This is a genomic window from Roseivirga ehrenbergii (assembly GCF_001593005.1).
Taxonomy (GTDB): Bacteria; Bacteroidota; Bacteroidia; order Cytophagales; family Cyclobacteriaceae; genus Roseivirga; species Roseivirga ehrenbergii.
This window is the reverse complement of record NZ_LQZQ01000004.1, coordinates 196,304-221,972: the sequence shown is the minus strand read 5'-3', so window position 1 is coordinate 221,972 and position 25,669 is coordinate 196,304. Positions and strand designations below refer to the sequence as shown.

At 39.0% G+C, this 25,669-nt stretch carries 32 protein-coding genes and 4 tRNA genes; all 36 read left to right on the top strand.

Annotated features, from left to right (window positions below; genetic code table 11):
- Positions 1-58 precede the first annotated feature (58 nt).
- The 36 genes from MB14_RS06085 (at position 59) to rpsE (ending at position 25,666) form a co-directional block, all read left to right on the top strand.
- Positions 59-141 (top strand) — tRNA-Tyr (locus tag MB14_RS06085).
- Positions 142-220: 79 nt separating this feature from the next.
- Positions 221-293, top strand: a tRNA-Gly gene (locus MB14_RS06080).
- Between the two features lie 74 nt (positions 294-367).
- Positions 368-439: transfer RNA gene (locus tag MB14_RS06075), tRNA-Thr, on the top strand.
- A gap of 74 nt (positions 440-513) precedes the next feature.
- Entirely contained in the window at positions 514-1,701 is a 1,188-nt protein-coding gene (gene tuf, locus MB14_RS06070) for an elongation factor Tu (RefSeq protein ID WP_062590491.1), read from the top strand.
- A 197-nt stretch (positions 1,702-1,898) separates the two neighbouring features.
- Positions 1,899-1,971, top strand: a tRNA-Trp gene (locus tag MB14_RS06065).
- A 21-nt stretch (positions 1,972-1,992) separates the two neighbouring features.
- Positions 1,993-2,187 (top strand): preprotein translocase subunit SecE, encoded by a 195-nt coding sequence (gene secE / locus MB14_RS18815; RefSeq protein WP_084375975.1) that lies wholly within the window; start codon positions 1,993-1,995, stop codon positions 2,185-2,187.
- 8 nt (positions 2,188-2,195) lie between these two features.
- Positions 2,196-2,756 (top strand): transcription termination/antitermination protein NusG, encoded by a 561-nt coding sequence (gene nusG, locus MB14_RS06060; protein ID WP_062590489.1) that lies wholly within the window; start codon positions 2,196-2,198, stop codon positions 2,754-2,756.
- A 2-nt stretch (positions 2,757-2,758) separates the two neighbouring features.
- Positions 2,759-3,202, top strand: a complete 444-nt coding sequence (rplK, locus tag MB14_RS06055; RefSeq protein WP_062590488.1) for a 50S ribosomal protein L11 — start codon at positions 2,759-2,761, stop codon at positions 3,200-3,202.
- A 12-nt stretch (positions 3,203-3,214) separates the two neighbouring features.
- The gene (gene rplA, locus MB14_RS06050; RefSeq protein WP_062590486.1) at positions 3,215-3,913 is read left to right on the top strand and encodes a 50S ribosomal protein L1; all 699 of its coding nucleotides are present in this window, start codon (positions 3,215-3,217) and stop codon (positions 3,911-3,913) included.
- A 2-nt stretch (positions 3,914-3,915) separates the two neighbouring features.
- Positions 3,916-4,449: a 50S ribosomal protein L10 gene (gene rplJ / locus MB14_RS06045; protein WP_053222942.1), complete on the top strand. Its 534-nt coding sequence runs from the start codon at positions 3,916-3,918 to the stop codon at positions 4,447-4,449.
- A gap of 40 nt (positions 4,450-4,489) precedes the next feature.
- Positions 4,490-4,870, top strand: a complete 381-nt coding sequence (rplL, locus tag MB14_RS06040) for a 50S ribosomal protein L7/L12 (RefSeq protein ID WP_053222941.1) — start codon at positions 4,490-4,492, stop codon at positions 4,868-4,870.
- Between the two features lie 176 nt (positions 4,871-5,046).
- The gene (gene rpoB, locus MB14_RS06035) at positions 5,047-8,919 is read left to right on the top strand and encodes a DNA-directed RNA polymerase subunit beta (protein ID WP_062590484.1); all 3,873 of its coding nucleotides are present in this window, start codon (positions 5,047-5,049) and stop codon (positions 8,917-8,919) included.
- A 42-nt stretch (positions 8,920-8,961) separates the two neighbouring features.
- Complete coding sequence (gene rpoC, locus MB14_RS06030; RefSeq protein WP_062590483.1) at positions 8,962-13,275, top strand: DNA-directed RNA polymerase subunit beta'; 4,314 nt, start codon at positions 8,962-8,964, stop codon at positions 13,273-13,275.
- 3 nt (positions 13,276-13,278) lie between these two features.
- Entirely contained in the window at positions 13,279-13,602 is a 324-nt protein-coding gene (locus tag MB14_RS06025; RefSeq protein ID WP_062590481.1) for a DUF3467 domain-containing protein, read from the top strand.
- Between the two features lie 264 nt (positions 13,603-13,866).
- Complete coding sequence (gene rpsL / locus MB14_RS06020) at positions 13,867-14,250, top strand: 30S ribosomal protein S12 (RefSeq protein WP_053222937.1); 384 nt, start codon at positions 13,867-13,869, stop codon at positions 14,248-14,250.
- Between the two features lie 12 nt (positions 14,251-14,262).
- On the top strand, positions 14,263-14,730 hold the full coding sequence (gene rpsG, locus MB14_RS06015) for a 30S ribosomal protein S7 (protein ID WP_053222936.1): 468 nt from the start codon (positions 14,263-14,265) through the stop codon (positions 14,728-14,730).
- Between the two features lie 13 nt (positions 14,731-14,743).
- Positions 14,744-16,843 (top strand): elongation factor G, encoded by a 2,100-nt coding sequence (fusA, locus tag MB14_RS06010; RefSeq protein ID WP_062590479.1) that lies wholly within the window; start codon positions 14,744-14,746, stop codon positions 16,841-16,843.
- Positions 16,844-16,861: 18 nt separating this feature from the next.
- Positions 16,862-17,167 carry a 30S ribosomal protein S10 gene (rpsJ, locus tag MB14_RS06005; RefSeq protein ID WP_053222934.1) on the top strand — a complete coding sequence of 102 codons (306 nt, stop codon included), beginning with the start codon at positions 16,862-16,864 and terminating at the stop codon, positions 17,165-17,167.
- A gap of 212 nt (positions 17,168-17,379) precedes the next feature.
- Positions 17,380-18,012 carry a 50S ribosomal protein L3 gene (gene rplC / locus MB14_RS06000; protein ID WP_053222933.1) on the top strand — a complete coding sequence of 211 codons (633 nt, stop codon included), beginning with the start codon at positions 17,380-17,382 and terminating at the stop codon, positions 18,010-18,012.
- Positions 18,013-18,016: 4 nt separating this feature from the next.
- A complete protein-coding gene (gene rplD, locus MB14_RS05995; RefSeq protein ID WP_053222932.1) occupies positions 18,017-18,643 on the top strand; it encodes a 50S ribosomal protein L4 in 627 nt (208 codons plus the stop codon).
- A 6-nt stretch (positions 18,644-18,649) separates the two neighbouring features.
- Positions 18,650-18,937, top strand: coding sequence for a 50S ribosomal protein L23 (gene rplW / locus MB14_RS05990; protein ID WP_053222931.1), 288 nt, complete (start codon positions 18,650-18,652; stop codon positions 18,935-18,937).
- A 10-nt stretch (positions 18,938-18,947) separates the two neighbouring features.
- Positions 18,948-19,778, top strand: a complete 831-nt coding sequence (gene rplB, locus MB14_RS05985) for a 50S ribosomal protein L2 (RefSeq protein WP_053222930.1) — start codon at positions 18,948-18,950, stop codon at positions 19,776-19,778.
- A 3-nt stretch (positions 19,779-19,781) separates the two neighbouring features.
- Positions 19,782-20,060, top strand: coding sequence for a 30S ribosomal protein S19 (rpsS, locus tag MB14_RS05980; RefSeq protein ID WP_062590477.1), 279 nt, complete (start codon positions 19,782-19,784; stop codon positions 20,058-20,060).
- Complete coding sequence (gene rplV, locus MB14_RS05975) at positions 20,060-20,461, top strand: 50S ribosomal protein L22 (RefSeq protein ID WP_062590475.1); 402 nt, start codon at positions 20,060-20,062, stop codon at positions 20,459-20,461. Before rpsS ends, rplV begins: the two co-directional genes overlap by 1 nt.
- 6 nt (positions 20,462-20,467) lie before the next feature.
- Positions 20,468-21,220, top strand: a complete 753-nt coding sequence (rpsC, locus tag MB14_RS05970) for a 30S ribosomal protein S3 (protein WP_062590473.1) — start codon at positions 20,468-20,470, stop codon at positions 21,218-21,220.
- A gap of 28 nt (positions 21,221-21,248) precedes the next feature.
- The gene (rplP, locus tag MB14_RS05965; protein ID WP_053222926.1) at positions 21,249-21,668 is read left to right on the top strand and encodes a 50S ribosomal protein L16; all 420 of its coding nucleotides are present in this window, start codon (positions 21,249-21,251) and stop codon (positions 21,666-21,668) included.
- 2 nt (positions 21,669-21,670) lie between these two features.
- On the top strand, positions 21,671-21,865 hold the full coding sequence (gene rpmC / locus MB14_RS05960) for a 50S ribosomal protein L29 (protein ID WP_053222925.1): 195 nt from the start codon (positions 21,671-21,673) through the stop codon (positions 21,863-21,865).
- Between the two features lie 7 nt (positions 21,866-21,872).
- Complete coding sequence (gene rpsQ, locus MB14_RS05955) at positions 21,873-22,130, top strand: 30S ribosomal protein S17 (protein WP_053222924.1); 258 nt, start codon at positions 21,873-21,875, stop codon at positions 22,128-22,130.
- A gap of 2 nt (positions 22,131-22,132) precedes the next feature.
- Positions 22,133-22,501, top strand: a complete 369-nt coding sequence (gene rplN, locus MB14_RS05950) for a 50S ribosomal protein L14 (protein ID WP_053222923.1) — start codon at positions 22,133-22,135, stop codon at positions 22,499-22,501.
- Positions 22,502-22,504: 3 nt separating this feature from the next.
- The gene (gene rplX, locus MB14_RS05945) at positions 22,505-22,837 is read left to right on the top strand and encodes a 50S ribosomal protein L24 (protein WP_053222922.1); all 333 of its coding nucleotides are present in this window, start codon (positions 22,505-22,507) and stop codon (positions 22,835-22,837) included.
- A gap of 5 nt (positions 22,838-22,842) precedes the next feature.
- A complete protein-coding gene (gene rplE / locus MB14_RS05940) occupies positions 22,843-23,397 on the top strand; it encodes a 50S ribosomal protein L5 (protein ID WP_062590471.1) in 555 nt (184 codons plus the stop codon).
- Positions 23,398-23,401: 4 nt separating this feature from the next.
- Positions 23,402-23,671 carry a 30S ribosomal protein S14 gene (gene rpsN / locus MB14_RS05935; protein ID WP_053222920.1) on the top strand — a complete coding sequence of 90 codons (270 nt, stop codon included), beginning with the start codon at positions 23,402-23,404 and terminating at the stop codon, positions 23,669-23,671.
- 153 nt (positions 23,672-23,824) lie between these two features.
- On the top strand, positions 23,825-24,220 hold the full coding sequence (gene rpsH, locus MB14_RS05930) for a 30S ribosomal protein S8 (protein ID WP_053222919.1): 396 nt from the start codon (positions 23,825-23,827) through the stop codon (positions 24,218-24,220).
- An 11-nt stretch (positions 24,221-24,231) separates the two neighbouring features.
- Positions 24,232-24,786, top strand: coding sequence for a 50S ribosomal protein L6 (gene rplF / locus MB14_RS05925; protein ID WP_062590469.1), 555 nt, complete (start codon positions 24,232-24,234; stop codon positions 24,784-24,786).
- An 8-nt stretch (positions 24,787-24,794) separates the two neighbouring features.
- The gene (gene rplR / locus MB14_RS05920) at positions 24,795-25,142 is read left to right on the top strand and encodes a 50S ribosomal protein L18 (protein ID WP_053222917.1); all 348 of its coding nucleotides are present in this window, start codon (positions 24,795-24,797) and stop codon (positions 25,140-25,142) included.
- A 5-nt stretch (positions 25,143-25,147) separates the two neighbouring features.
- A complete protein-coding gene (rpsE, locus tag MB14_RS05915; RefSeq protein WP_053222916.1) occupies positions 25,148-25,666 on the top strand; it encodes a 30S ribosomal protein S5 in 519 nt (172 codons plus the stop codon).
- The last annotated feature ends 3 nt before the right edge of the window (positions 25,667-25,669 follow it).

Sequence of the window (25,669 nt, the reverse complement as noted above, 5' to 3'; positions counted from 1 at the left end):
ATTCCCTTTCGCTAAAAGCATGGTTAAAACAAGCATTTAGTCGGTAGGAAAACTAGTTGGGGGGATACCAAAGCGGCCAACTGGGACGGACTGTAAATCCGTTGACTTATGTCTTCGAAGGTTCGAATCCTTCTCCCCCCACATTTAAATAAAAATTATCAATTTAGAACTCCAAACGGCAAGTTTGTTATTTGGAGTTTGATTGTTGATTTTTTTAAAAGCGGGTGTAGCTCAGTTGGTAGAGCGACAGCCTTCCAAGCTGTAGGTCGCCGGTTCGAACCTGGTCACCCGCTCAAAACTTTGAGTTATAAAGTGCGAAGTTTAATGTTTGTCGAACTGAAAAACTTCGAACGTTAAACTTAGTAAAGCCGATGTAGCTCAGGGGTAGAGTACTTCCTTGGTAAGGAAGGGGTCACGAGTTCAAATCTCGTCATTGGCTCAAGACGCTGAAAAAATCAGATGTCTAAGATTAAATTAAATAATTGAATTTAAATATTAACTAATTTTCAAGTTATGGCTAAAGCAAACTTTGACCGTTCTAAGCCGCACGTTAATATTGGTACTATCGGTCACGTTGACCACGGTAAGACCACATTAACTGCTGCTATTACTAAAGTTTTGGCAGACTCGGGTCTTGCTGAAAACAGAGACTTCTCTTCAATTGATAATGCTCCTGAAGAGAAAGAAAGAGGTATTACAATTAACACTTCTCACGTTGAGTATCAAACTGAGAACAGACACTATGCACACGTTGACTGTCCAGGTCACGCGGATTATGTGAAGAACATGGTAACTGGTGCTGCTCAAATGGACGGTGCAATTCTTGTTGTAGCTGCGACTGATGGTCCAATGCCACAGACAAGAGAGCATATTCTTTTGGCTCGTCAGGTAGGTGTGCCTTCTCTAGTGGTGTTCATGAACAAAGTTGACTTGGTTGACGATGAGGAACTACTTGAGCTAGTAGAAATGGAGATTAGAGAACTTCTTTCTTTCTACGATTACCCAGGTGATGACATTCCTGTAATTCAAGGTTCTGCTTTGGGTGGTTTGAATGGTGAGCCTAAGTGGGTTGAGAAAATCAATGAGTTAATGGCAGCAGTGGATGATTTTATTCCACTTCCTGAGCGTGCAGTTGATAAGGAATTCTTAATGCCTGTTGAAGACGTATTCTCGATCACTGGTCGTGGTACTGTTGCAACTGGTAGAATTGAAAGAGGTGTTACTAACACTGGTGATCCTGTTGATATCATTGGTATGGGAGCTGAAGGCCTTAAGTCTACAATTACTGGGGTAGAAATGTTCCGTAAGATTTTGGACAGAGGTGAAGCTGGTGATAACGTTGGTCTTCTTTTGAGAGGTATTGAAAAATCTCAAATTAAGAGAGGTATGATTATCTGTAAGCCAGGTTCTGTTAAGCCTCACTCTCACTTTAAAGCTGAAGTATACGTTCTTTCGAAAGAAGAAGGTGGACGTCACACTCCATTCTTTAACAAATACCGTCCTCAGTTCTATTTAAGAACTACTGACGTAACTGGTGAAATTATGCTTCCTGCTGATATCGAAATGGTAATGCCAGGTGATAACGTAACTATCGAAGTAAACTTGATCAATGCAGTAGCGCTTGAGAAAGGTTTGAGATTTGCGATCAGAGAAGGTGGTAGAACAGTAGGTGCCGGTCAGGTAACTGAAATTCTTGACTAAAACTTTCTAAGCTTATTAGATATTTCAAACGCGTTTTCGATTTGTCGGAAACGCGTTTGTTTCATATAGTATTTTTACCTACATTTGCAGCCCGTTTTGGGGCTATATAGTGAAGATTGAAATGTTAATTCTCTTTTTTAGAGCTGGTTTTAGGTTGAAAATGAGAGATTAATAAAGAAAAGACTTAATGAGTATACACGGGTGTAGCTCAGCTGGTAGAGCAGTGGTCTCCAAAACCAAAGGTCGTGAGTTCGATTCTTACCACCCGTGCAAATAAGTAATGTAAAGCCGATGAGTAAACTGAAAACATTTATCGCTGAATCTTATCTCGAAATGAGACATAAGGTGAGCTGGCCTAAATATTCTGAGCTACAGAGTAGTTCTGTGTTGGTGTTAGTGGCGTCTTTAATTTTTGCTCTCTTTATAGGGATCATTGATTTGGGCTTTACTAATATCATGGATTGGTTTTACACAATTGGAAGATAATTGATAGAATGGCAGAGCTGAAGTGGTATATGGTTCGGGCCGTGTCTGGTCAAGAAAGGAAATCTAAAGAGTATTTGGAGAATGAAGTGGATAGGGAGAAATTCCAAGACCATATTCCTCAAGTGTTGATTCCTTCGGAAAAGGTGTATGAAATGCGTAACGGAAAAAAACGTTCGCGTGATAAAAACATGTTTCCGGGCTATATCATGGTTCAAGCAGATCTTACTAATGGTGAGGTCATTCATATGATTAAAAATATTCCTGGTATCATAGGGTTCTTAGGTCAAAAGGGGGGGGATGCTTCCAACACTCCTCCTGTTCCGTTACGACAGATTGAAGTCGACCGTATTTTAGGTAAGGTTGAGGAAATCGATGAATTTGATGAACACATTGATACACCATATATAGTTGGAGAGTCCATTAAAGTAATGGATGGGCCTTTCAGTGGGTTTACAGGTACAATTGAGGAGGTTTTTGAGGAGAGAAGAAAACTTAATGTTATGGTTAAGATTTTCGGCCGAAATACCCCTGTTGAATTAAGTTACATGCAAGTCGAAAAACAAGATTAAAGATGGCTAAGGAAATATCTGGTTATCTGAAGTTGCAAGTTAAGGGAGGTCAAGCAAACCCTTCCCCTCCGGTTGGTCCTGCTTTAGGTTCGAAAGGACTTAACATCATGGAGTTTTGTAAGCAATTCAATGGACGTTCTCAGGATAAAATGGGACAGGTACTACCTGTATTAATTACCATTTATTCTGATAAGTCTTTTGACTTTGTAATCAAAACACCACCAGCACCGGTAATGTTAATGGAAGCATCGAAACTCAAAAAGGGTTCTAATGAGCCAAACCGTATTAAAGTCGGTTCGGTAACTTGGGCTCAAGTGAAAGAGATTGCGGAAGTTAAGATGACGGATTTGAATGCTTTTACAGTGGAATCTGCTATGAAAATGGTAGCTGGCACTGCACGAAGCATGGGCATTAGAGTGACCGGTAAAGCACCTTGGGAAAACTAAAGATTTGTTGAAATGGCAAAGTTGACAAAAAAGCAAAAAGAAGCTTTAAGTAAATACGATCCACAAAAAGATTATTCTTTGACGGATGCATCATCAATTGTAAAGGAAATTTCCACTGCAAAATTTGATGCTTCTGTTGATATCGATATTCGTTTAGGAGTGGATCCGCGCAAGGCAGACCAGATGGTTAGAGGAGTGGTGGCACTTCCTCATGGTACTGGAAAAGAAGTGAAAGTATTAGTATTGTGTTCTCCTGACAAAGAGCAGGAAGCAAGAGATGCTGGTGCAGATCACGTTGGTCTAGATGATTACATTGCTAAAATTGAGGGTGGGTGGACTGACATTGATGTCATTATCACTATGCCAACGGTTATGGCGAAAGTAGGTCGTTTAGGTCGAGTTCTAGGGCCAAGAGGTTTGATGCCAAACCCAAAATCTGGTACAGTTACTTTGGAAGTTGGAAAAGCAGTTGAAGAAGTTAAGGGAGGTAAAATCGATTTCAAAGTCGATAAGTTTGGTATTATTCATACAAGTATTGGAAAGGCGTCTTTCTCAGCAGAGAAGATTATTGAAAATGCGACTGAAGTAATTCAAACCATCTCAAGATTGAAACCTGCATCGGCAAAAGGTACTTATTTTAAGAGTATCAACTTGTCTTCGACTCAAAGTCCAGGTATTAAAATTGATAAAAACTCCATTTCGGGCATATAATCATGACTAGAGCAGAAAAAGGCGTATTAATTGAAGAATTGTTTCAGAAATTTTCTGTTAACAACAATTTCTACATAACTGATGCTTCCGGAATGTCGGTTGCACAAACCACGGCACTTAGAAGACTATGCTTCGAAAAGGGTATAGAGTATAGAGTGTTTAAAAATACTTTGATTCAGAAAGCTTTGGAGAAAATGGATGCTGATTATGCTCCGTTTGACGAAAAAGTTTTGAAAGGTTTTTCAGGAATAATGTTCTCAGGTGAGGACGCGAATTCTCCTGCGAAATTGATCAAAGAATTTAGAAAAAAATCAGGTTTAAAATCTCCAATGTTGAAAGGTGCTTCCATCGATACCGATCTTTTCATTGGGGAGGAGAATTTAGATATGTTGAGCAGTCTTAAGTCTAAGGCTGAACTTATCGGAGAGGTGATAGGATTGTTACAATCACCAGCTAAAAATGTTATTTCAGGCCTTAAAGGTGCTGGTGGCAAATTGGCAGGAATTCTTCAGACATTATCTGAGCGTGAAAATTAGTAATTAATCAAGATTTAGAATTTAATAAACAAAATCAAAAATGGCAGATTTAAAAGATTTCGCAGAGCAGTTGGTAAACTTAACTGTAAAGGAAGTTAACGAATTAGCTGATATCCTTAAAAACGAATACGGTATTGAGCCTGCTGCTGCAGCGGTAGCAGTTGCTGCTGGTCCTGCTGGTGGTGATGGCGAAGGTGCTGCTGAAGAAAAGTCGGCTTTTGACGTAGTGTTGACTGCTGCTGGTGCTTCAAAGCTAGCCGTTGTTAAACTAGTTAAAGAATTGACTGGTTTGGGATTGAAAGAAGCTAAAGAAATCGTGGACAGCGCTCCTAAAGCAATTAAAGAAGGTGTAGCTAAAGACGAAGCAGAAGCACTTAAAAAGCAGCTTGAAGAAGCTGGTGCTGAAGTAGAGCTTAAGTAATTTGACTGGCCATAGCTAACTATGGCAAAGGAACAGGCCCTGATCCCTTCCCGAATTTCGGGATCGGTATCATGGGTCTTTTCCTGTTTGTATACAGTAAAGAGGTTTTTCTCTACAAGCCTTTGTACGCTTTAAGTGCAAAAATTATTCTTGGTTTAAACTAAAATATTACGGCCTTGGCTAACGCAATTCAAACAGAAAGAATAAGTTTTTCTTCAATTAAATCAGTTCTTGATTACCCTGATTTTCTTGACATACAAGTGAAGTCTTTCGAAGATTTTTTTCAGCTTGAAACTCCTGCTGAAAAAAGGACTCAAGATGGCCTTTTCAAAGTATTTTCAGAAAATTTCCCCATTTCTGATTCACGAGATAACTTTGTATTAGAGTTCATTGATTACTTGGTTGATCCTCCAAAATACTCTGTTGAAGAGTGTATTGATAGAGGACTTACCTACTCTGTCCCATTAAAAGCAAAACTTCGTCTAACATGTAATGATGCAGATCACGAGGATTTTGAAACCATCGAACAAGAAGTATTCTTAGGGAATATTCCTTATATGACCGTAAAGGGGTCGTTCGTGGTAAATGGTGCGGAAAGAGTAATTGTTTCTCAGTTACATAGATCTCCTGGTGTGTTCTTTGCGCAAAGCAAGCATACTAACGGTACCGCTTTATATTCTGCCAGAATTATTCCTTTTAAAGGTTCTTGGATTGAATTTGCGACAGACGTTAATAGCGTAATGTACGCCTACATTGACCGTAAAAAGAAATTCCCAGTAACCACGCTTTTAAGAGCCATCGGTTACGGTACAGATAAAGATATTCTTGACCTATTTGGCTTGTCTGAAGAGGTTAAAGCTAATAAGGCCCAGCTTAAGAAGGGTGTAGGCAGAAAGCTTGCAGCAAGAGTTCTTAAGACTTGGATTGAAGATTTCGTAGATGAGGATACTGGAGAAGTAGTATCTATCGATAGAAACGAAGTGTTATTAGAGCGTGACTCTGTATTGAGTGAGGATGATGTAGAAATGATCCTTGAGTCTGGTGTTGATTCTATTATCCTTCATAGAGAGGATATCAACATTGCAGATTATACTATTATATATAATACGCTTTCAAAAGATAACTCTAACTCTGAAAAAGAGGCAGTAGAGCAAATCTATCGTCAGTTGAGAAATACTGAGGCGCCAGATGAGCAAACTGCAAGAGATATTATTCAAAGCCTTTTCTTCTCAGATAAGAGATATGACCTTGGAGAAGTAGGTAGATACAGAATTAATAAGAAGCTCGGCTTGGATATCTCTTTCGATAAGAGAGTATTAACAACTCAGGATATTATTTCAATTGTGAAATACTTGATCGGGTTGATTAACTCTAAAGCTGTAGTGGATGATATTGACCACTTATCTAATAGAAGAGTTAGAACAGTAGGTGAGCAATTATACGCTCAGTTTGGTGTTGGTTTGGCCAGAATGGCTAGAACGATCAAAGAAAGAATGAACGTTCGTGATAATGAGGACTTCAAACCTGTGGACCTTATTAACGCAAGAACACTTTCTTCTGTGATTAACTCGTTCTTTGGAACGAATCAGCTTTCTCAGTTTATGGATCAAACGAATCCATTGGCAGAGATTACTCACAAAAGAAGATTGTCAGCCTTAGGGCCAGGTGGTCTTTCAAGAGAAAGAGCAGGTTTTGAGGTTCGTGATGTTCACTATACTCACTACGGACGTCTTTGTACAATTGAAACTCCAGAGGGACCAAACATTGGTTTGATTTCATCTCTATGTGTTCATGCTAAGATTAACAGCATGGGATTCATTGAGACTCCATATAGAAAAGTAAAAGAAAGTAAAGTAAACATGTCTGAAGATGTGGTTTACCTTACTGCTGAAGAAGAAGATACTCACAACATTGCACAGGCTAACGCGCCTTTGGATGATAAGGGTACTTTCGTAAACGACAGAGTAAAAGCAAGATTTGAAGGAGATTTTCCTGTAGTAGAGCCGAATGAGCTTACTTACATGGATGTAGCTCCTAACCAAATTGTATCTGTTGCAGCTTCATTGATTCCTTTCCTTGAGCATGATGATGCAAACAGGGCATTGATGGGATCGAACATGCAGCGTCAAGCAGTGCCTTTATTAAAACCTGAAGCTCCGATTGTAGGAACTGGTTTGGAAGGTAGAGCAGCGAGAGATTCTAGAATGCTAGTAATAGCTGAAGGAACTGGAGTTGTTCACTATGTTGATGCTGAAAAAATTATTATAAAGTACGAACAAAGTACTGAGGATGAGTTAGTGAACTTCTACAATGAGTACAAAACGTACAAATTGATTAAGTTCAGAAGAACCAACCAAGACACTTCTATAAATCTTACACCAATCGTATTGAAAGGTGACAAGGTTGTGAAGGGACAAGTACTTTGTGAGGGATATTCTACCCAAAATGGAGAATTAGCTTTAGGTAAAAACCTGAGAGTAGCCTATATGCCTTGGCAAGGATATAACTTCGAGGATGCAATTGTAATTTCAGAGAGAGTAGTTAGAGATGACGTGTTCACCTCAATTCACATCGATGAATACGAACTTGAAGTTAGAGATACAAAAAGAGGTGAAGAAGAATTAACTTCTGAGATTCCGAATGTAAGTGAGGAAGCAGTGAAAAACCTTGATGAGAATGGTATCATCAGAGTAGGAGCTGAAATCAAAGAAGGTGATATTCTGATTGGTAAAATTACCCCTAAAGGTGAAACTGATCCAACTCCAGAAGAGAAGCTTTTAAGAGCCATCTTCGGAGATAAAGCTGGTGACGTGAAAGATGCATCTTTGAAAGCATCTCCTTCGCTTCAAGGTGTGGTGATTGACACTAAGTTGTTCTCAAGACCTAAGAAAGATAAAGATCTTAGAGCAAAATCAAAGAAAGAGGTTGAAGCATTGAAAGCTCAGTACAGCAAAGATTTGACTGCTGTGAGAAATGAAATGATTGACAAAATCTTCTCTTTGCTACAAGGAAAAACTTCTCAAGGAGTAAAACATAAATTTGGTGATGAGGTCATTTCGAAAGGAGTGAAGTTCAACAAAACCAATATTACAGAAAACATCTTCCCTGAGAAAAACATATACAGAGACGAAAGTAACTACAACGTTCAGGAAGAAGTTAACCTAATTTCTGATTTGAACCTTGATAATTGGACTACTGACGATAAGACTAATCAGATTATCGTTCGTATGGTGAAGAATTACCAACTGAAGAGAAACGAAATTGCGGGTGAATTCAAACGTAAGCGTTTCACAATCGAAGTAGGTGATGAATTGCCAACAGGTATCGTGCAATTGGCCAAAGTTTACATTGCTAAAAAGCGTAAGCTTAAAGTGGGTGATAAAATGGCGGGTCGTCACGGTAACAAGGGTGTTGTAGCCAGAATTGTTAGAGAAGAAGATATGCCATTCCTAGAGGATGGAACTCCAATGGATATTGTATTGAATCCACTTGGTGTACCTTCGAGGATGAACATTGGTCAGATATACGAAACTGTATTGGCATGGGCTGGATTAGAGTTGGGTAGAAAATATGCTACTCCAATTTTTGACGGTGCTACTATGGAAGAAGTTCAAGCTGAATTGGCTGAGGCTGGATTGCCAGATGCTGGTCGTGCTTATCTATATGATGGTTTGTCTGGTGTAAAATTTGACCAACCAGTTACAGTAGGTATTGCTTACATGCTGAAACTAGGTCACTTGGTTGACGATAAAATGCACGCGCGTTCTATCGGACCTTACTCTCTCATTACTCAACAGCCATTGGGTGGTAAAGCCCAGTTTGGTGGTCAGCGTTTTGGTGAGATGGAGGTTTGGGCTCTTGAGGCCTTTGGCGCATCTCATGTGTTGCAGGAAATTCTAACCGTAAAATCTGATGACGTGATTGGTAGAGCGAAAGCCTACGAAGCCATCGTGAAAGGTGAGAATATTCCTAAACCAAATATTCCTGAATCATTCAACGTATTGGTTCACGAACTAAGAGGTTTGGCACTTGAAATTACACTTGACTAATTCTTAAACAGGCTTCGGCCAATAAATTAGAATACAAAAGCTATGGCATTTAAAAAGAATAGAAAACTTAACAATGACTTTGATAAAGTCACTATCAGCTTAGCTTCTCCGGAATCAATCCTTGAGAGTTCTCATGGTGAGGTTACACAACCGGAAACGATAAACTATAGAACATACAAACCAGAAATGGGCGGTTTATTCTGTGAAAGAATATTCGGACCTGTTAAGGATTGGGAATGTCATTGTGGGAAATATAAAAGAATCAGGTATAAAGGTATTATCTGCGATAGATGTGGTGTTGAAGTTACCGAGAAAAAGGTAAGAAGAGAGCGCATGGGTCATATCGAATTGGTAGTGCCTGTAGCTCATATCTGGTACTTCAAATCATTGCCTAACAAGATTGGTTACCTTCTAGGTCTTCCAACCAAAAAACTTGATCAGATTATTTACTACGAACGATATGTAGTAATTCAAGCTGGTATGAAAGAAGAGGACGGAATCGCCTACATGGATTTCTTGACTGAAGATGAGTATCTAGATATTCTAGATAAACTTCCAAGAGAGAATCAGATGTTAGATGATGAAGATCCTCAGAAATTCATCGCTAAAATGGGAGCGGATGCATTAGAGATGCTTTTGGCAAGAATTGATCTTGACGAACTTTCTTATGCACTTCGTCACCAAGCAGCAACAGATACTTCTCAACAAAGAAAAGCAGAAGCTTTAAAAAGGTTGAAAGTTGTTGAAGCTTTCCGTGATGCAAGAACAAGAATCGAGAACCGTCCAGAGTGGATGATCATTAAAATGGTACCTGTAATTCCACCAGAATTGCGTCCATTGGTGCCATTGGATGGAGGTCGTTTCGCAACTTCAGATTTGAATGATCTTTACAGAAGGGTAATCATTAGAAATAACCGTCTTAAGAGATTAATTGATATTAAAGCACCAGAGGTAATCCTTCGTAACGAAAAAAGGATGCTTCAGGAAGCAGTAGATTCTCTTTTCGATAACTCGAGAAAAGTAAATGCTGTGCGTTCAGATGGTAATAGAGCTTTGAAATCTTTAAGTGATATGCTTAAAGGTAAGCAAGGTCGTTTCCGTCAGAACTTGCTAGGAAAAAGGGTGGATTACTCAGGTCGTTCTGTAATTGTAGTAGGGCCAGAGTTGAAGCTTCACGAATGTGGTTTGCCAAAAAATATGGCTGCCGAGCTTTTCAAGCCATTCATTATCAGAAAACTGATTGAGAGAGGTATTGTTAAGACTGTGAAGTCTGCCAAGAAAATAGTGGACCGTAAAGACCCTGTGGTTTGGGATATCCTTGAAAACGTATTGAAAGGACACCCTGTATTGCTTAACCGTGCTCCTACATTGCACAGGTTGGGTATCCAGGCTTTCCAGCCAAAATTAATTGAAGGAAAAGCAATTCAATTGCACCCATTAGTATGTACAGCATTTAACGCTGACTTTGATGGTGACCAAATGGCTGTTCACGTACCACTAGGGCACGAAGCAGTATTGGAAGCCTCAACACTAATGCTTTCTTCACACAACATTCTTAACCCAGCTAACGGAGCTCCGGTAACTGTACCTTCTCAAGACATGGTTCTGGGTCTGTATTATGTAACTAAAGGCAGAAGATCTACTGAAGATTTCAAAGTAGATGGTGAAGGAATGCGTTTCTATAGTGCCGAAGAGGTGATTATAGCAATGAACGAAGGAAAAGTTTCTAAGCATGCTTACATTCATGTGAAAACGAAAGTGAGAGAAGGAGATGCTTTAGTAGATAAAGTAATCGAAACTGTTGCTGGTCGTATTCTATTTAACCAAGCAGTACCTGCAGAAGTAGGATACGTGAATGAGTTATTGACGAAGAAGAAACTTCAGAAAATTATTGCCAATGTATTTGCCATCTCTGGTGTAGCTAGAACGGCTCAGTTCCTTGATGATATCAAAGAACTAGGTTTCCAAATGGCATACAAAGGTGGTCTATCAATGGGATTGAATGATATTCACATTCCAGAACATAAAGAAGAATTGGTATCAGGAGCTAAAGAGGAAGTTGATGCTGTATGGCAAAACTACCTAATGGGTCTGATTACTGATAACGAACGTTACAACCAAGTTATCGACATCTGGACAAGGGTTAACACTAAGTTGACCAATGACTTGATGAACGAGATGGAAGAAGATAATCAAGGTTTCAACTCTATTTATATGATGATGCACTCTGGAGCCAGGGGTTCAAGAGAGCAAATTCGTCAGCTAGGTGGGATGAGAGGCTTGATGGCGAAACCACAAAAGAACCTTGCGGGTTCTGTGGGTGCCATTATTGAAAACCCTATTCTATCTAACTTTAAGGAAGGGCTAGATGTACTTGAGTACTTTATCTCTACTCACGGTGCTCGTAAAGGTTTGGCCGATACAGCCCTTAAAACTGCTGATGCAGGTTACTTAACTAGACGTTTGGTAGATGTTGCCCAAGATGCTGTTGTTAACGAAGAAGACTGTGGAACTTTAAGAGGTTTGACAGTATCTGCTTTGAAAGATAACGAAGATGTAGTTGAATCTTTATCTGAGAGAATTTTAGGTAGAGTTTCTGTTCACGATATTTTCGATCCAATCTCCGAGGAATTGATAATTTCAGCCGGAGAAGAGTTCACGGAAGAAATAGCAGCTCGTATTGATGAAACTGCGATTGACGAAGTAGAGATCAGATCGGTGTTGACTTGTGAAACCAAGCGCGGAATTTGTGCCAAATGTTACGGTAGAAACTTATCTACCTCTAATATGGTCGAAAAAGGCGAGGCTGTTGGTGTAATTGCAGCACAGTCGATTGGTGAGCCAGGAACACAGCTTACTTTGAGAACTTTCCACGTTGGGGGTACGGCTTCTAACATTGCAGTTGATGCAACAGTTAAAGCCAAGTTTGATGGTGTTATCAAGTTCGAAGAACTTAGATCACTTCCAACTACCGACAACGATGGTAATAAAATAGAAATGGTAATGGGGCGTACTGGAGAAATTCAGATCGTTGACGCCAAAACTAACAAAGTGCTTATTTCTAACCACGTTCCTTACGGAGCAACTCTTGATGTTAAAGAAGGAGATAAGGTTGAAAAAGGACAACAACTTTGTAAGTGGGATCCATATAACGCTGTAATTCTTTCTGAATTCGATGGTAAAGTAGAATTCGATGCCATTGAAGAAGGTGTTACATTTAAAGAAGAGTTTGATGAGCAAACAGGCCACAGAGAAAAAGTTATCACTGACACCAGAGATAAAACTAAAAACCCTGCGGTTATTGTAAACTCTAAAAACGATACTAAAGCTTATAACATTCCAGTAGGGGCTCACTTAGCTGTTGAAGCCGGTGATAAAGTTAAAGTGGGGCAACCACTTGCTAAAATCCCTAGAACAATGGGTAAATCTCGAGATATTACTGGGGGTCTTCCAAGAGTAACGGAATTGTTTGAAGCTAGAAACCCATCTAACCCAGCAGTAGTGTCAGAAATTGACGGTGTTGTTACTTACGGTGGAATTAAGAGAGGTAACCGAGAAATCTTCATCGAATCTAAAGATGGTGTGAAGAAGAAATACATGGTGCCATTGTCTAAACACATTCTTGTACAAGACAATGACTTTGTAAGAGCAGGTTATTCTTTATCTGATGGTGCTATTACTCCAAATGACATTTTGAATATTCAAGGTCCAACTGCGGTTCAAGAATATTTAGTAAATGAAATTCAGGAAGTATACCGACTACAAGGTGTGAAGATCAATGATAAGCACATCGAAGTAATCGTGAAGCAAATGATGCAGAAGGTAGAAATCATGGATGCTGGTGATACTAGCTTCCTTCCAGGTCAAGTGGTTGATAAATTCCTCTTTAGAGAAGAGAATGATGCAATGCTTGATATGAAAGTGGTTTCAGATGCAGGAGACTCTACAAATCTAAAACCAGGTCAGATTGTTACTCCTCGTCAATTAAGAGATGAAAACTCTTCGTTGAGAAGAAAAGACATGAAGCTTGTAGAAGTTAGAGATGCACAACCAGCAGTTTCACAACCGAAACTTCAAGGTATCACTCAAGCTTCATTAGGAACTGAAAGTTTCATTTCTGCAGCGTCATTCCAAGAGACAACCAAAGTGTTAAGTGAAGCCTCAATTAGAGGTAAAGCCGACCACTTGAAAGGCTTGAAGGAAAACGTAATCGTGGGTCACTTGATTCCAGCAGGTACAGGTTTGAGAGAATATGAAGACCTTATCGTTGGAAACAAAGAAGCTTATGAGAGATTGCAAGCAGCGAAAGCCGCCTACAATAGATCAGAATCAGAAGAACAAGAAGTAGAGTACTAAGTCATGGCTGAGGATAAAAATCAAAAAAATCAGAACCAAATCAATATTGAGCTTTCCGAAGAAATTGCGGAAGGCCAATATGTGAACTTGGCTATGATCGCACATTCAAACAGTGAGTTTGTGATTGATTTTATCAAGATGATGCCAGGTGTACCAAAGGCGAAAGTAAAATCGAGAATTATCATTACACCAGAACATGCCAAAAGGCTTTTGATGGCGCTAAAAGATAATATCGATAAATTTGAAAGTCATTTTGGTACCATTACCCAGTCCGAAGAAGCTCCAAAATTCCCAATGAATTTCGGAGGAACAATAGGAGAGGCTTAATGGGCTCGTACTTATAAATATTTTTAGAAAGCCCCTTTCGAAAGATTGGGGCTTTTTAGGTATAAAAATGGTAGAAAGGAACAACTCTAAAATCATCTTTTAGACGTTCTGAAACAGGATTAGCAATACGGGTTTTACGGTGGAAGTAAGGAAGTTACATGTTTGATTTATTTAATCTGATGTGTTTGTTCTGAAAACTTCTTTTGTTACCTTTGCAGTCCTAAATTTGTACATAGGGAAATAAAATCTAAAAAATAACTGTAAATGCCTACTATACAACAATTAGTAAGAAAGGGCAGAAAGAAATTGACTTCTAAGTCAAAATCTCCTGCTCTGGATAGCTGCCCGCAAAGAAGAGGGGTTTGTACAAGGGTTTACACTACTACGCCTAAGAAGCCAAACTCAGCTATGAGAAAAGTAGCTAGAGTAAGGTTAACTAACGGTAAGGAGGTAAACGCGTACATCCCAGGTGAAGGTCACAATCTTCAAGAACACTCAATCGTCTTGATTAGAGGAGGAAGAGTAAAAGATCTTCCAGGTGTAAGATACCACATCATTAGAGGTGCATTAGATACCGCTGGTGTTAATGGTCGTACGCAACGTAGATCAAAATATGGCGCAAAACGCCCTAAAGCAGCTAAAAAATAGAATTTTTATAAAATGAGAAAAGCTAAACCAAAGAAGAGATATATTCTTCCTGATCCTAAGTTCCATGATACTTTGGTGACAAAGTTTGTGAACTACTTAATGGTAGATGGGAAGAAGAGTATTGCCTACAACATTTTCTATGATGCGATCGAGATCGTTGAAAAGAAAAGTGGTGAGAATGGTCTTGAGACTTGGAAGAAAGCATTGAGTAACATCATGCCTTCAGTCGAAGTAAAAAGCCGTAGAGTAGGCGGAGCAACATTTCAGGTACCAACTGAAGTGAGGCCGGCTAGAAAAACTTCACTGGGGATCAAGTGGATGATTTCTTTTTCTAGAAAAAGAGGTGAGAAGACAATGAGGGACCGTTTGGCTGCCGAAATTCTTGCTGCATCAAAAGGAGAAGGAGCTGCCGTGAAGAAAAAGGACGACACTCATAGAATGGCCGATGCAAACAAGGCATTCTCTCACTTTAGATTTTAATTCCTAGATAGAAATGGCAAGAGATTTAAGATTAACAAGAAATATCGGTATCGCTGCGCACATTGATGCGGGTAAAACAACGACTACCGAAAGAGTTTTGTACTACACTGGTGTTTCTCACAAACTTGGTGAGGTTCACGATGGTGCGGCTACAATGGACTGGATGGAGCAAGAGCAAGAAAGAGGGATTACAATTACCTCTGCTGCGACTACTGTATTCTGGCCTTACAAAGACGAACAATACCATATCAACATTATTGATACTCCTGGTCACGTAGATTTTACTGTAGAGGTAAACCGTTCTCTAAGAGTTCTTGATGGATTGGTGTTTTTGTTTTCTGCTGTTGATGGTGTTGAACCACAATCAGAAACTAACTGGAGACTTGCGGATAACTATAAGGTTGCTCGTTTAGGCTTCGTAAACAAAATGGACAGGTCTGGTGCTGACTTCTTGAACGTGTGTAAGCAAGTGAAAGAAATGTTAGGAACTAAAGCTGTTCCGCTTCAATTACCTATCGGAGCTGAAGATACCTTTAAAGGTGTGGTTGACTTGGTAGAGAATAAGGCTATTGTTTGGAACGAAGAAGATATGGGGATGACCTATAACGAAATCGAAATTCCAGCTGACATGGTTGATGAAGTAGCTGAATATAGAGAGCATCTATTAGAGGCTGTTGCGGAGTATGACGAATCACTATTAGAAAAGTATTTCGAAGATCCAGAGTCAATCTCTAGAGAAGAGATTATCAAAGCTTTAAGAGCTGCAACTATAGATTTAGCTTTTGTTCCAATGTTGTGTGGTTCTGCCTTTAAAAATAAAGGTGTTCAGTCAATGTTGAACTATGTTATGGAATTGCTTCCATCTCCTCTTGATAGAGAAAGTGTTGAGGGAATTGATCCTGATACTGAAGAGCCTACGTTTAGAAAGCCATCTGCATCAGAGCCATTCACAGCTCTAGCATTTAAGATCGCTACTGACCCATTTGTAGGTCGTTTGTGTTTTGTTAGATCATATGCAGGTATGCTAGATTCAGGTTCTTATGTATTCAATACAAGAACTGGTAAGAAAGAGCGTATCTCTAGAATCTTCCAAATGCATGCGAACAAGCAAAATGCTATTGATCAGCTACATGCTGGAGATATCGCTGCGGTTGTAGGATTTAAGGATATTAAAACTGGAGATACTCTTTGTGACGAGAAACATAAAATTGTTCTTGAATCAATGGATTTCCCTGAGCCAGTAATTGGTTACGCTATTGAGCCAAAAACTCAGGCTGATGTTGATAAGCTAGGTATGGCAATTGCCAAGCTAGTAGAAGAAGATCCTACATTGACAGTAAACACTGACGAAGAAACTGGTCAAACGATTCTTAGAGGTATGGGTGAGCTTCACCTTGATATCATCATGGATCGTATGAGAAGAGAATTCAAGGTGGAAGTGAATCAAGGAGCACCTCAGGTAGCTTATAAAGAAGCGCTTACTAAGTCAATTGAGCATAAAGAAGTATATAAAAAGCAGTCTGGTGGTAGAGGTAAATTTGCCGATATCTCTTTCGAAATTGGTCCAAAAGACGAAGATTTCGTAGGAAAAGGACTTCAATTTGTGAATCAAATCGTTGGTGGTGTAATTCCAAAAGAATTTATCCCAGCAATTGAAAAAGGATTCGCTTCAGCAATGAAGAATGGACCTTTGGCAGGATATCCTGTTGAAGACATGAAAGTGAGATTATTCCACGGATCATTCCACGATGTGGATTCGGATGCGCTTTCTTTCGAACTTGCGGCTAGAATGGGCTTTAAGGCTGCTGGTAAGCAAGCCGGTCCAAAATTACTAGAGCCAATTATGTCGGTAGATGTAGTTACTCCTGACGAGTATACTGGTTCAATCACAGGTGATTTGAACAGGAGAAGAGGTATAATGAAAGGTATGGATACAAAAGGAACTTCTACAGTTGTTAGAGCTAGCGTTCCTTTATCAGAACTTTTCGGTTACGTTACAGATTTGAGAACAATGTCTTCTGGTCGTGCTACGGCTGCTTTGACTTTCTCTCACTATGACGTAGTACCTAATGGCATTGCAGACGAAGTGATCAAAAAATCCAAAGGAGAATAATCTGTAAATTTTAGAATAATGACACAGAAGATAAGAATCAAATTAAAGTCATACGATCACAACTTGGTGGATAAGTCATCAGAGAAAATCGTAAGAGCTGTGAAAACTACTGGAGCTATTGTTAGCGGTCCAATTCCGTTACCAACAGTAAAGGAGAAATTTACAGTATTGAAATCTCCACACGTTAATAAAAAAGCGCGTGAGCAATTTCAACTTTGTACTTACAAGCGATTGGTAGATATTTATTCTAGCAGTGCTAAAACTGTAGACGCTCTTATGAAGCTTGAGCTTCCAAGTGGTGTTGACGTTGAAATCAAAGTATAAGTACTTTTTTAGATACAGAATATAAGAGGCTGGTCTTTTTGGCTAGCCTCTTTTTTATGCAAAGAAAGCAAGTCGTTACTAACGACTTGAATTTGAGAGAATTTATTATTGAAATTTCAAATCTAGAGTTTGTAGCAGAAAATTAATTCTCTATCTTTGCAATCCGTTTCACGGGAGCCTCGGATTTATGAGGTTCAAAATGAATTAATAAGATGTCTGGAATAATCGGAAAAAAAATCGGAATGACTAGCATTTACAGTGCCGATGGACGTAGTGTCGCATGCACGGTGATAGAGGCTGGTCCTTGCGTAGTAACGCAAGTAAAAAATGAGGGAACAGACGGGTATACAGCTGTACAGCTTGCTTTTGGAGAGCGTAAGGAGAAAAATACTCCTAAGGCTTTAAAGGGTCATTTCGCTAAGGCGAATACTACTCCAAAGAAAGATGTTGTTGAGTTCCGAAATTTTCGCGAAGAGTTTGAAGGTCAGGTGGCTTTAGGTAACGAAATCGTTGTAGGCGATGTCTTCAAAGAAGGCGATTTCGTTGATGCCGTTGGTACTTCAAAAGGTAAAGGTTTTCAAGGTGTTGTAAAAAGACACGGATTTGGTGGGGTTGGACAAGCAACGCACGGTCAGCACAACAGGTTGAGAGCACCTGGTTCCGTTGGTGGAGCTTCTTATCCTGCAAGAGTATTTAAAGGTACTCGTATGGCTGGAAGAACTGGTGGAGATAGAGTGACAGTAATCAACCTGCGCGTAATGAAAGTGGTGCCAGAAAAGAATCTGATTGTAATCAGTGGTTCTATTCCTGGTGCGAAAAATTCAACCGTAATCCTAGAGAAATAAGAAGATGGAGATTGCAGTACTAAAAAATAGTGGCGAAGACACTGGAAGAAAAGTAACGCTTTCAGGCGACATCTTCGGTATTGAACCGAATGATCACGCAATTTACTTAGACGTAAAGCAGTACTTGGCTAACCAAAGACAAGGAACACATAAGTCGAAGCAGAGAGCCGAGATTGCAGGTTCTACCAGAAAAATTAAAAAGCAAAAAGGTACAGGAACAGCGAGAGCTGGTAGTATTAAATCACCAGTATTTAGAGGCGGTGGTAGAGTATTCGGTCCTGAACCAAGAGATTATCACTTCAAGTTGAATAAAAAACTTAAAGTTTTAGCTCGTAAATCAGCTTTAGCATACAAGGCAAAAGATAATAATCTTTTGATTTTGGAAGACTTTACTTTCGATGCTCCTAAAACAAAAGAGTACAAAAAGATGATTGACGGTTTGTCATTGTCTGGTAAGAAAACTCTTGTGGTTGTAGGTGAACATGATACTAATGTTCTTTTGTCTGGAAGAAATATCCAGAATACTAAAGTAATCACAGCAAGTGCATTGAATACTTATGATGTACTGAATGCTGAAAGCTTGCTTTTGAGTGAAAGCTCAGTTGAAATAATCGAAAACTTATTGAAGTAACAGAAAATGAGTGTTCTTAAAAAACCTTTAGTTACCGAAAAAGTATCGGCCTTGAACGAAAAAGGCAAGTACGGATTTGTTGTAGACTACAAAGCCAACAAAATAGAAATCAAAGTGGCTGTTGAACAGATGTACGGTGTAACCGTGGAAGATGTTAACACCATGAGATATAGTGGTAAGACCAAATCTAGAATGACAAAGTCTAGAGTAGTACAAGGTCAAACCAGTGCATTCAAAAAAGCAATTGTAACAGTTGCTGAGGGTGATGTTATTGATTTTTATAGCGGCATTTAAATAGATAATAATGGGCGTTAGAAAACTAAGACCAATGACTCCAGGAACCAGACATAGAATGGCTCCTGACTTTGCAGAAGTAACTGTTAAAAAGAGTGCTCCTGAGAAATCGTTGACCGTACCTTCTAAGAGATCTGGTGGACGTAATAATACTGGTAAAATGACCATGCGTTACATGGGTGGTGGTCATAAACAAAAAATCAGAATTGTTGATTTCAAGAGAGAGAAATTTGATGTACCTGCCACGGTAAAATCAATTGAATATGATCCAACACGTTCAGCAAGAATTGCCTTGTTGTTTTACGCTGATGGAGAGAAAAGATATATCATTGCCCCTAAAGGCTTAGAAGTAGGTCAGGTTGTAGTGTCTGGTGAAGGTGTTGCACCTGAAGTAGGTAACGCAATGCCTCTTTCTAAAATTCCAATGGGTACAATTATTCACAATATTGAATTGAAGCCTGGAAAAGGAGCTTCAATGTCGAGAAGTGCTGGAGCTTATGCTCAGATTGTAGCTCGTGAAGGAAAGTATGCTACTCTTAAATTGCCTTCTGGTGAAATGAGAAACGTTCTTTCTGCTTGTATGGCAACAATTGGTGCTGTAGGAAATGCAGAGCATATGAACGTTGTGCTTGGTAAAGCAGGTAGAACAAGATGGTTAGGAAGAAGACCAAGAGTAAGGGGTGTAGTAATGAACCCAGTTGATCACCCGATGGGTGGTGGTGAAGGTAAATCTTCAGGTGGACATCCTAGATCAAGAAAGGGATTGTTCTCTAAAGGTTTGAAAACCAGAACACCTAAGAAATACTCGAATCGTTTGATCATTGGTAAAAAGAAGAAATAAAACATGGCACGTTCGTTAAAAAAAGGACCATATATCGATTTTCGTTTAGCCAATAAAGTAGAGGCTATGGAAGAGTCTGGTAAGAAGTCTGTAATTAAGACTTGGTCCAGAAGATCAATGATAGCCCCAGATTTTATTGGGCACACTTTCGCTGTTCATAATGGAAATAAGTTTATCCCAGTTTTCGTAACTGAGAATATGGTAGGACATAAGTTAGGTGAGTTTTCACCAACCAGAAATTTCCGTGGTCACATTGCTAAAAAAGATAAAGGTAGAAGATAATGGAAGCTGTAGCTAAGTTAAATAATGTACCTACATCTGCTCGTAAAATGAGAATGGTAGCTGATTTAATCAGAGGCCAACGTGTAGACAGAGCTTTGAACCTTTTAAAGTTTGAGCCAAAAGAAGGAGCAGCACGTCTTGAGAAATTATTAAGATCAGCTGTGTCTAACTGGGTTGCTAAAAACGAAGATGAAAGATTAGAAGATGCAGATCTTGTGATCAAAGAAATTCGTGTAGATGGTGGTCGAATCTTGAAAAGATTAAGACCAGCTCCACAAGGAAGAGCACATAGAATAAGAAAAAGATCTAACCATGTAACGCTTATCGTAGATTCAAAAAATGCATCTACTAAGGTTACCGCTGGTCAGGAGGAAGAAGTCACTAACGAAACTGCTAATTAAGAACAGATGGGACAAAAAGTAAATCCTATAGGTCTAAGATTGGGTATCATCAAAGGTTGGGATTCCAACTGGTACGGAGGTAAAGACTTTTCGAATAAATTGGTCGAAGATCAAGAAATCAGAAAGTATGTAAATGCTCGTATTCCAAAAGGTGGTATTTCTAAGATTATTATTGAAAGAACACTTAAGCGTATCACCATTACAGTACACACTGCTAGACCAGGAGTTGTAATTGGAAAAGGTGGACAAGAAGTGGATCGTATCAAAGAAGAGCTGAAAAAACTTACAAGTAAGGATGTTCAGATCAATATCTTTGAGATCAAAAGACCAGAATTGGATGCCAAACTAGTAGGAGAATCAATTGCTCAACAATTAGCAGCTAGAATTTCTTACAGAAGAGCAATGAAGCAAGCTATCGCTTCTGCAATCAGAGTTGGTGCACAAGGAATTAAAGTAAAATGTTCAGGACGTTTAGGCGGAGCTGAAATGGCAAGAACTGAGATGTATAAAGAAGGAAGAATTCCTTTGCATACACTTAGAGCCGACATAGATTACGCAATTTCTGAAGCTGATACAGTTTACGGAAAAATCGGAATCAAAGTATGGGTATTCAAAGGTGAGGTTTTCGGTAAAAGAGATCTATCTCCTAACATAGGAGGAGGAAATCAATCAGAAAGAGGAGCTGGAGGTGCACCTGGAAACAGAAGAAGACCTTCTGGAAACAATAGAGGAGGAGCCCCAGCCGGTAGAAGACGTTAATCACATCACCTGTTAAAAGTTTACAACGATGTTACAACCAAAGAGAACCAAATTTAGAAAAATGCAAAAAGGCCGTGTGAAGGGACTTGCGGGTCGCGGTCACACTTTGGCTTTCGGAACATTTGGTATAAAATCATTAGAAGCTGGATGGATCACAGCACGTCAGATAGAAGCTGCACGTATTGCCATGACAAGAGCTATGAAAAGGGAAGGTCAAGTTTGGATTAGAATTTTTCCAGATAAACCAATCACGAGTAAGCCTGCTGAGGTAAGGATGGGTAAAGGTAAAGGAGCACCTTCATATTGGGTAGCTTGTATTAAGCCTGGCACTATTCTTTTCGAATCTGGTGGAGTAAGCCAGGAATTGGCAAAAGAATCGTTGAGATTGGCAGCCCAAAAGCTACCTATATCAACAAAGTTTGTTGTACGTAGAGATTACGTTGGATAGTTATGAAAAATCAAGAGATCAAAGCACTTACCGTTGAGGAATTGGCGGAAAGAATTAAGGCCGAGACAGATAACATTGGCAAATTGAAATTTGCCCAAGCCATCTCTCCAATAGAAAACCCAATGAAAATTAGGGATTCTAGAAAGTTGATAGCTAGACTAAAAACTGAGTTGAGAGCTAAAGAACTCGCAAATTAAGATACGCATGGAGACCAGAAATCTTAGAAAAGAAAGAATCGGGATAGTAACCAGCAACAAAATGGAAAAAACCATTACTGTAGCCGTGTTACGTAAAGAAAAGCACCCGATCTACGGTAAGTTTGTTAAGAAAACTACCAAATTTTCTGCTCATGACGAAACTAATGATTGTGGTATCGGTGATACTGTGAAAATCATGGAAACTCGTCCGCTGAGTAAGAATAAGCGTTGGAGATTAGTAGAAATTATTGAAAGAGCTAAGTAATCATGATCAGGCAAGAATCAAGATTGAACGTTGCAGATAACAGTGGAGCAAAAGAAGTTCTATGTATTCGCGTATTAGGCGGTACTAAAAAGAAATTCGCGACTGTTGGCGATAAAATTGTGGTCTCTGTGAAAGCGGCTCACTCTTCAAGCAATTTGAAAAAAGGTACTGTTACAAAAGCAGTAATTGTTAGAACCAAGAAAGCCGTAAGAAGGAAAGATGGTTCTTATATCAGATTCGAAGACAATGCTGCTGTATTACTGAACCAGAACGATGAACCAAGAGGTACTCGTATGTTTGGCCCGGTGGCTAGAGAATTGCGTGAAAAACAATTCATGAAAATTGTTTCATTGGCACCAGAAGTATTGTAAGCAATGGAAAGAAAGAAAAACAAGCAGCAAAAACTGCATTTGAGAAAAGGAGATACTGTAAAAGTACTTTCTGGAAACTCAAAAGGTAAAGAAGGACAAGTCCTTGAAGTTTTCATCGCAAAGCAGAGAGCAATTGTTGAAGGCGTTAATATCGTATCAAAGCATACTAAGCCTTCTGCTACTAACCCTAACGGGGGAATTGAAAAAACAGAAGCTCCAATTCATGTTTCAAACCTTATGGTAAAGGATCCAGCTACTGGTCAATTTGCAAGAACAGGTAGAAAAGTGAATAGCGAAGGGAAATTAGAAAGGTATTTTAAGACTAAGTCAAATTAATTATAATGGCTAATCCTAGATTAAAAGATACTTATATCAATGATATAACTCCTGCAATGATGAAGAGGTTTGAATATACCTCTATTATGCAGGTGCCTAAGATCACCAAAATTGTGGTTAACAAAGGTATAGGAGCTGCAGTTGCAGACAAAAAATTAGTTGACGTAGGAGTAGAAGAACTTACTACCATCACTGGTCAGAAAGCTGTTGCTACAATTGCTAAGAATTCAATTTCAAACTTTAAGTTAAGAGAAGGGATGCCTATTGGTGCCCGCGTAACTTTAAGAGGAGATAGAATGTTCGAATTTCTTGATAGACTTTTGAATATCGCTTTACCACGTGTAAGGGATTTCAGAGGTGTAAAAGATAAAGGATTTGATGGAAGAGGTAATTATACTTTGGGTATCAAAGAACAAATCATTTTCCCTGAAATTTCCATCGATAAAGTGAATAAAATCACTGGTATGGATATCACTATTGTTACTACTGCAAATTCTGATGAAGAAGCATTCGAGTTGTTGAAAGCATTTGGAATGCCTTTCTCAACTGGTAAAAAATAATACTATGGCTAGAGAATCGATAAAAGCTAGAGAAAGAAAAAGAGAACGTCTTGTTGCTAAGTACGCTCAAAAAAGAGCAGAGCTTAAAGCTGCTGGTGACTGGGAAGGTTTGGATAAATTGCCAAGAAACGCATCTCCAGTAAGACTACACAACAGATGTAAACTTACTGGTCGTCCTAAAGGATATATGAGGAAATTTGGTATTTCTCGTGTTACATTTAGAGAAATGGCTTCTGCAGGTAAAATACCTGGAGTAACAAAATCAAGCTGGTAAGCTTTTTTTATTTCGCTAATAAAATATTTTCAATACCTTTGCAGGCCGATTTAGGTCGGGAGGTATTAATTTTAAATAGAATTCCAATTCTGGGTGATATCGCCAGATTGGAGACGGATTTTTGAAAAATCGAGCCGTCATAAACAAAAAACAATGACTGATCCAATAGCAGATTATTTAACACGATTGCGTAATGCCATTAAGGCAAAGCATAGAGTCGTAGACATTCCTGCTTCTAACTTGAAGAAGCAGCTGACGAGTGTATTACACGAAAAGGGATACATTTTGAACTACAAGTTTGAAGATGAAGGCCCACAGGGTAATATCAAAATCGCTCTAAAATATAATAGAGTTTCTAAAAAGTCAGCTATCGAGAAATTACTCCGTGTGAGTAAGCCAGGCTTAAGAAAATATGTTGGTGCAGAGGAATTACCTAGAGTTTTAAATGGCTTAGGTATAGCTATCATCTCTACATCAAAGGGAATTATGACCGATAAAGAAGCGAGAAATCTTCATATCGGTGGTGAAGTTTTATGTCACGTATACTAAGATAAGAAGAGATGTCACGAATTGGTAAGAAACCGATTGATCTACCTCAAGGAGTATCTGTAGACGTAACCGCAGAAAATGTGGTTACTGTTAAAGGACCTAAAGGAGAGCTGAAACAGGCAGTAAATCCTGATATAAAAATAACCGTTGATGGTGCTGTTCTTACGGTTGAAAGACCAACTGAGCAAAAAAGGCACAAATCATTACACGGTTTATACCGCTCATTAATCAATAACATGGTTGTTGGTGTAAGTGAAGGTTACAAGAAAGATTTAGAATTAGTAGGTGTAGGTTATAAAGCAACCGTTACTAATAACGTGTTAGAGTTGAGCCTAGGTTACTCACATAATATCTTTGTTGCAGTTCCTGATGAGATTAAGGCGAGTGCCGAAATGTTGAAAGGAAAGAACCCTACAGTTTCTTTAGAAGGAATTGATAAAGAATTGATTGGTCAAGTGGCTGCTAAGATTAAGTCATTGAGAAAATCAGAACCTTATAAAGGTAAAGGTATCAAGTTCGTTGGTGAGGTAATCAGAAGAAAAGCTGGTAAAACTGCTTCTAAATAAGAGTAATTATGGCTGTTAGTAAAAGTAGACTAAGAATAAAAAGAGGAATTAGAAATAAGATTTCTGGAACTTCCGAAAGACCGAGAATTTCAGTTTTCAAAAGTAATTCACGTATATCTGCCCAAATTATCGATGATTCAAAAGGGCATACGCTAGTATCAGCTTCTTCTGTTGAGTTTGATAGTAAGAAGAAAAATACCAACATAGAGTTATCTAAAGAAGTTGGGAAAAAGTTGGCTGAAAAGGCAATAGCAGAAGGTATCACCAGTGTGGTTTTCGACCGTAATGGTTATGTATACCATGGTAAAGTACAAGCATTGGCTGAAGGAGCTAGAGAAGGCGGTCTTAAATTTTAATCAGGATGTCACAGAAAAATATAAAATCAGTAAAAGCAAGTGAGATCGACCTTAAAGAAAAGGTAGTTGCGATCAAGCGTGTGGCTAAGGTAGTTAAAGGTGGTAGAAGATTTAGTTTCTCTGCAATCGTTGTAGTAGGTGACGGAAATGGTGTTGTTGGATACGGTTTAGGAAAAGCTAATGAGGTTACTGACGCGATAACTAAAGGTATTGATGATGCAAAGAAGAACTTGGTGAAAGTTCCTTTGTTGAAAGGTACTGTGCCTCACGAGTCAATCGGTAAATTTGGTGGAGGTTTCGTATTAGTGAAGCCAGCAGCTGAAGGTACTGGTGTGATTGCAGGTGGTGCGATGCGTGCTGTATTCGAAAGTGCTGGATACCACAATGTTTTGGCCAAGTCTAAAGGTTCTTCAAACCCTCACAACGTAGTAAAGGCTACATTTGATGCTCTTTTGAGTATGAGAGATGCTTATACTGTTGCTGAACAAAGAGGAATAACAATGTCTAAAGTTTTTAACGGATAATAA

Excerpts from the sequence above, each read along its gene's own strand:
- tuf (WP_062590491.1), top strand. The coding sequence starts at position 514 with ATGGCTAAAGCAAACTTTGACCGTTCTAAGCCGCACGTTAATATTGGT.
- secE (WP_084375975.1), top strand. The coding sequence starts at position 1,993 with ATGAGTAAACTGAAAACATTTATCGCTGAATCTTATCTCGAAATGAGA.
- nusG (WP_062590489.1), top strand. The coding sequence starts at position 2,196 with ATGGCAGAGCTGAAGTGGTATATGGTTCGGGCCGTGTCTGGTCAAGAA.
- rplK (WP_062590488.1), top strand. The coding sequence starts at position 2,759 with ATGGCTAAGGAAATATCTGGTTATCTGAAGTTGCAAGTTAAGGGAGGT.
- rplA (WP_062590486.1), top strand. The coding sequence starts at position 3,215 with ATGGCAAAGTTGACAAAAAAGCAAAAAGAAGCTTTAAGTAAATACGAT.
- rplJ (WP_053222942.1), top strand. The coding sequence starts at position 3,916 with ATGACTAGAGCAGAAAAAGGCGTATTAATTGAAGAATTGTTTCAGAAA.
- rplL (WP_053222941.1), top strand. The coding sequence starts at position 4,490 with ATGGCAGATTTAAAAGATTTCGCAGAGCAGTTGGTAAACTTAACTGTA.
- rpoC (WP_062590483.1), top strand. The coding sequence starts at position 8,962 with ATGGCATTTAAAAAGAATAGAAAACTTAACAATGACTTTGATAAAGTC.
- MB14_RS06025 (WP_062590481.1), top strand. The coding sequence starts at position 13,279 with ATGGCTGAGGATAAAAATCAAAAAAATCAGAACCAAATCAATATTGAG.
- rpsL (WP_053222937.1), top strand. The coding sequence starts at position 13,867 with ATGCCTACTATACAACAATTAGTAAGAAAGGGCAGAAAGAAATTGACT.
- rpsG (WP_053222936.1), top strand. The coding sequence starts at position 14,263 with ATGAGAAAAGCTAAACCAAAGAAGAGATATATTCTTCCTGATCCTAAG.
- fusA (WP_062590479.1), top strand. The coding sequence starts at position 14,744 with ATGGCAAGAGATTTAAGATTAACAAGAAATATCGGTATCGCTGCGCAC.
- rpsJ (WP_053222934.1), top strand. The coding sequence starts at position 16,862 with ATGACACAGAAGATAAGAATCAAATTAAAGTCATACGATCACAACTTG.
- rplC (WP_053222933.1), top strand. The coding sequence starts at position 17,380 with ATGTCTGGAATAATCGGAAAAAAAATCGGAATGACTAGCATTTACAGT.
- rplD (WP_053222932.1), top strand. The coding sequence starts at position 18,017 with ATGGAGATTGCAGTACTAAAAAATAGTGGCGAAGACACTGGAAGAAAA.
- rplW (WP_053222931.1), top strand. The coding sequence starts at position 18,650 with ATGAGTGTTCTTAAAAAACCTTTAGTTACCGAAAAAGTATCGGCCTTG.
- rplB (WP_053222930.1), top strand. The coding sequence starts at position 18,948 with ATGGGCGTTAGAAAACTAAGACCAATGACTCCAGGAACCAGACATAGA.
- rpsS (WP_062590477.1), top strand. The coding sequence starts at position 19,782 with ATGGCACGTTCGTTAAAAAAAGGACCATATATCGATTTTCGTTTAGCC.
- rplV (WP_062590475.1), top strand. The coding sequence starts at position 20,060 with ATGGAAGCTGTAGCTAAGTTAAATAATGTACCTACATCTGCTCGTAAA.
- rpsC (WP_062590473.1), top strand. The coding sequence starts at position 20,468 with ATGGGACAAAAAGTAAATCCTATAGGTCTAAGATTGGGTATCATCAAA.
- rplP (WP_053222926.1), top strand. The coding sequence starts at position 21,249 with ATGTTACAACCAAAGAGAACCAAATTTAGAAAAATGCAAAAAGGCCGT.
- rpmC (WP_053222925.1), top strand. The coding sequence starts at position 21,671 with ATGAAAAATCAAGAGATCAAAGCACTTACCGTTGAGGAATTGGCGGAA.
- rpsQ (WP_053222924.1), top strand. The coding sequence starts at position 21,873 with ATGGAGACCAGAAATCTTAGAAAAGAAAGAATCGGGATAGTAACCAGC.
- rplN (WP_053222923.1), top strand. The coding sequence starts at position 22,133 with ATGATCAGGCAAGAATCAAGATTGAACGTTGCAGATAACAGTGGAGCA.
- rplX (WP_053222922.1), top strand. The coding sequence starts at position 22,505 with ATGGAAAGAAAGAAAAACAAGCAGCAAAAACTGCATTTGAGAAAAGGA.
- rplE (WP_062590471.1), top strand. The coding sequence starts at position 22,843 with ATGGCTAATCCTAGATTAAAAGATACTTATATCAATGATATAACTCCT.
- rpsN (WP_053222920.1), top strand. The coding sequence starts at position 23,402 with ATGGCTAGAGAATCGATAAAAGCTAGAGAAAGAAAAAGAGAACGTCTT.
- rpsH (WP_053222919.1), top strand. The coding sequence starts at position 23,825 with ATGACTGATCCAATAGCAGATTATTTAACACGATTGCGTAATGCCATT.
- rplF (WP_062590469.1), top strand. The coding sequence starts at position 24,232 with ATGTCACGAATTGGTAAGAAACCGATTGATCTACCTCAAGGAGTATCT.
- rplR (WP_053222917.1), top strand. The coding sequence starts at position 24,795 with ATGGCTGTTAGTAAAAGTAGACTAAGAATAAAAAGAGGAATTAGAAAT.
- rpsE (WP_053222916.1), top strand. The coding sequence starts at position 25,148 with ATGTCACAGAAAAATATAAAATCAGTAAAAGCAAGTGAGATCGACCTT.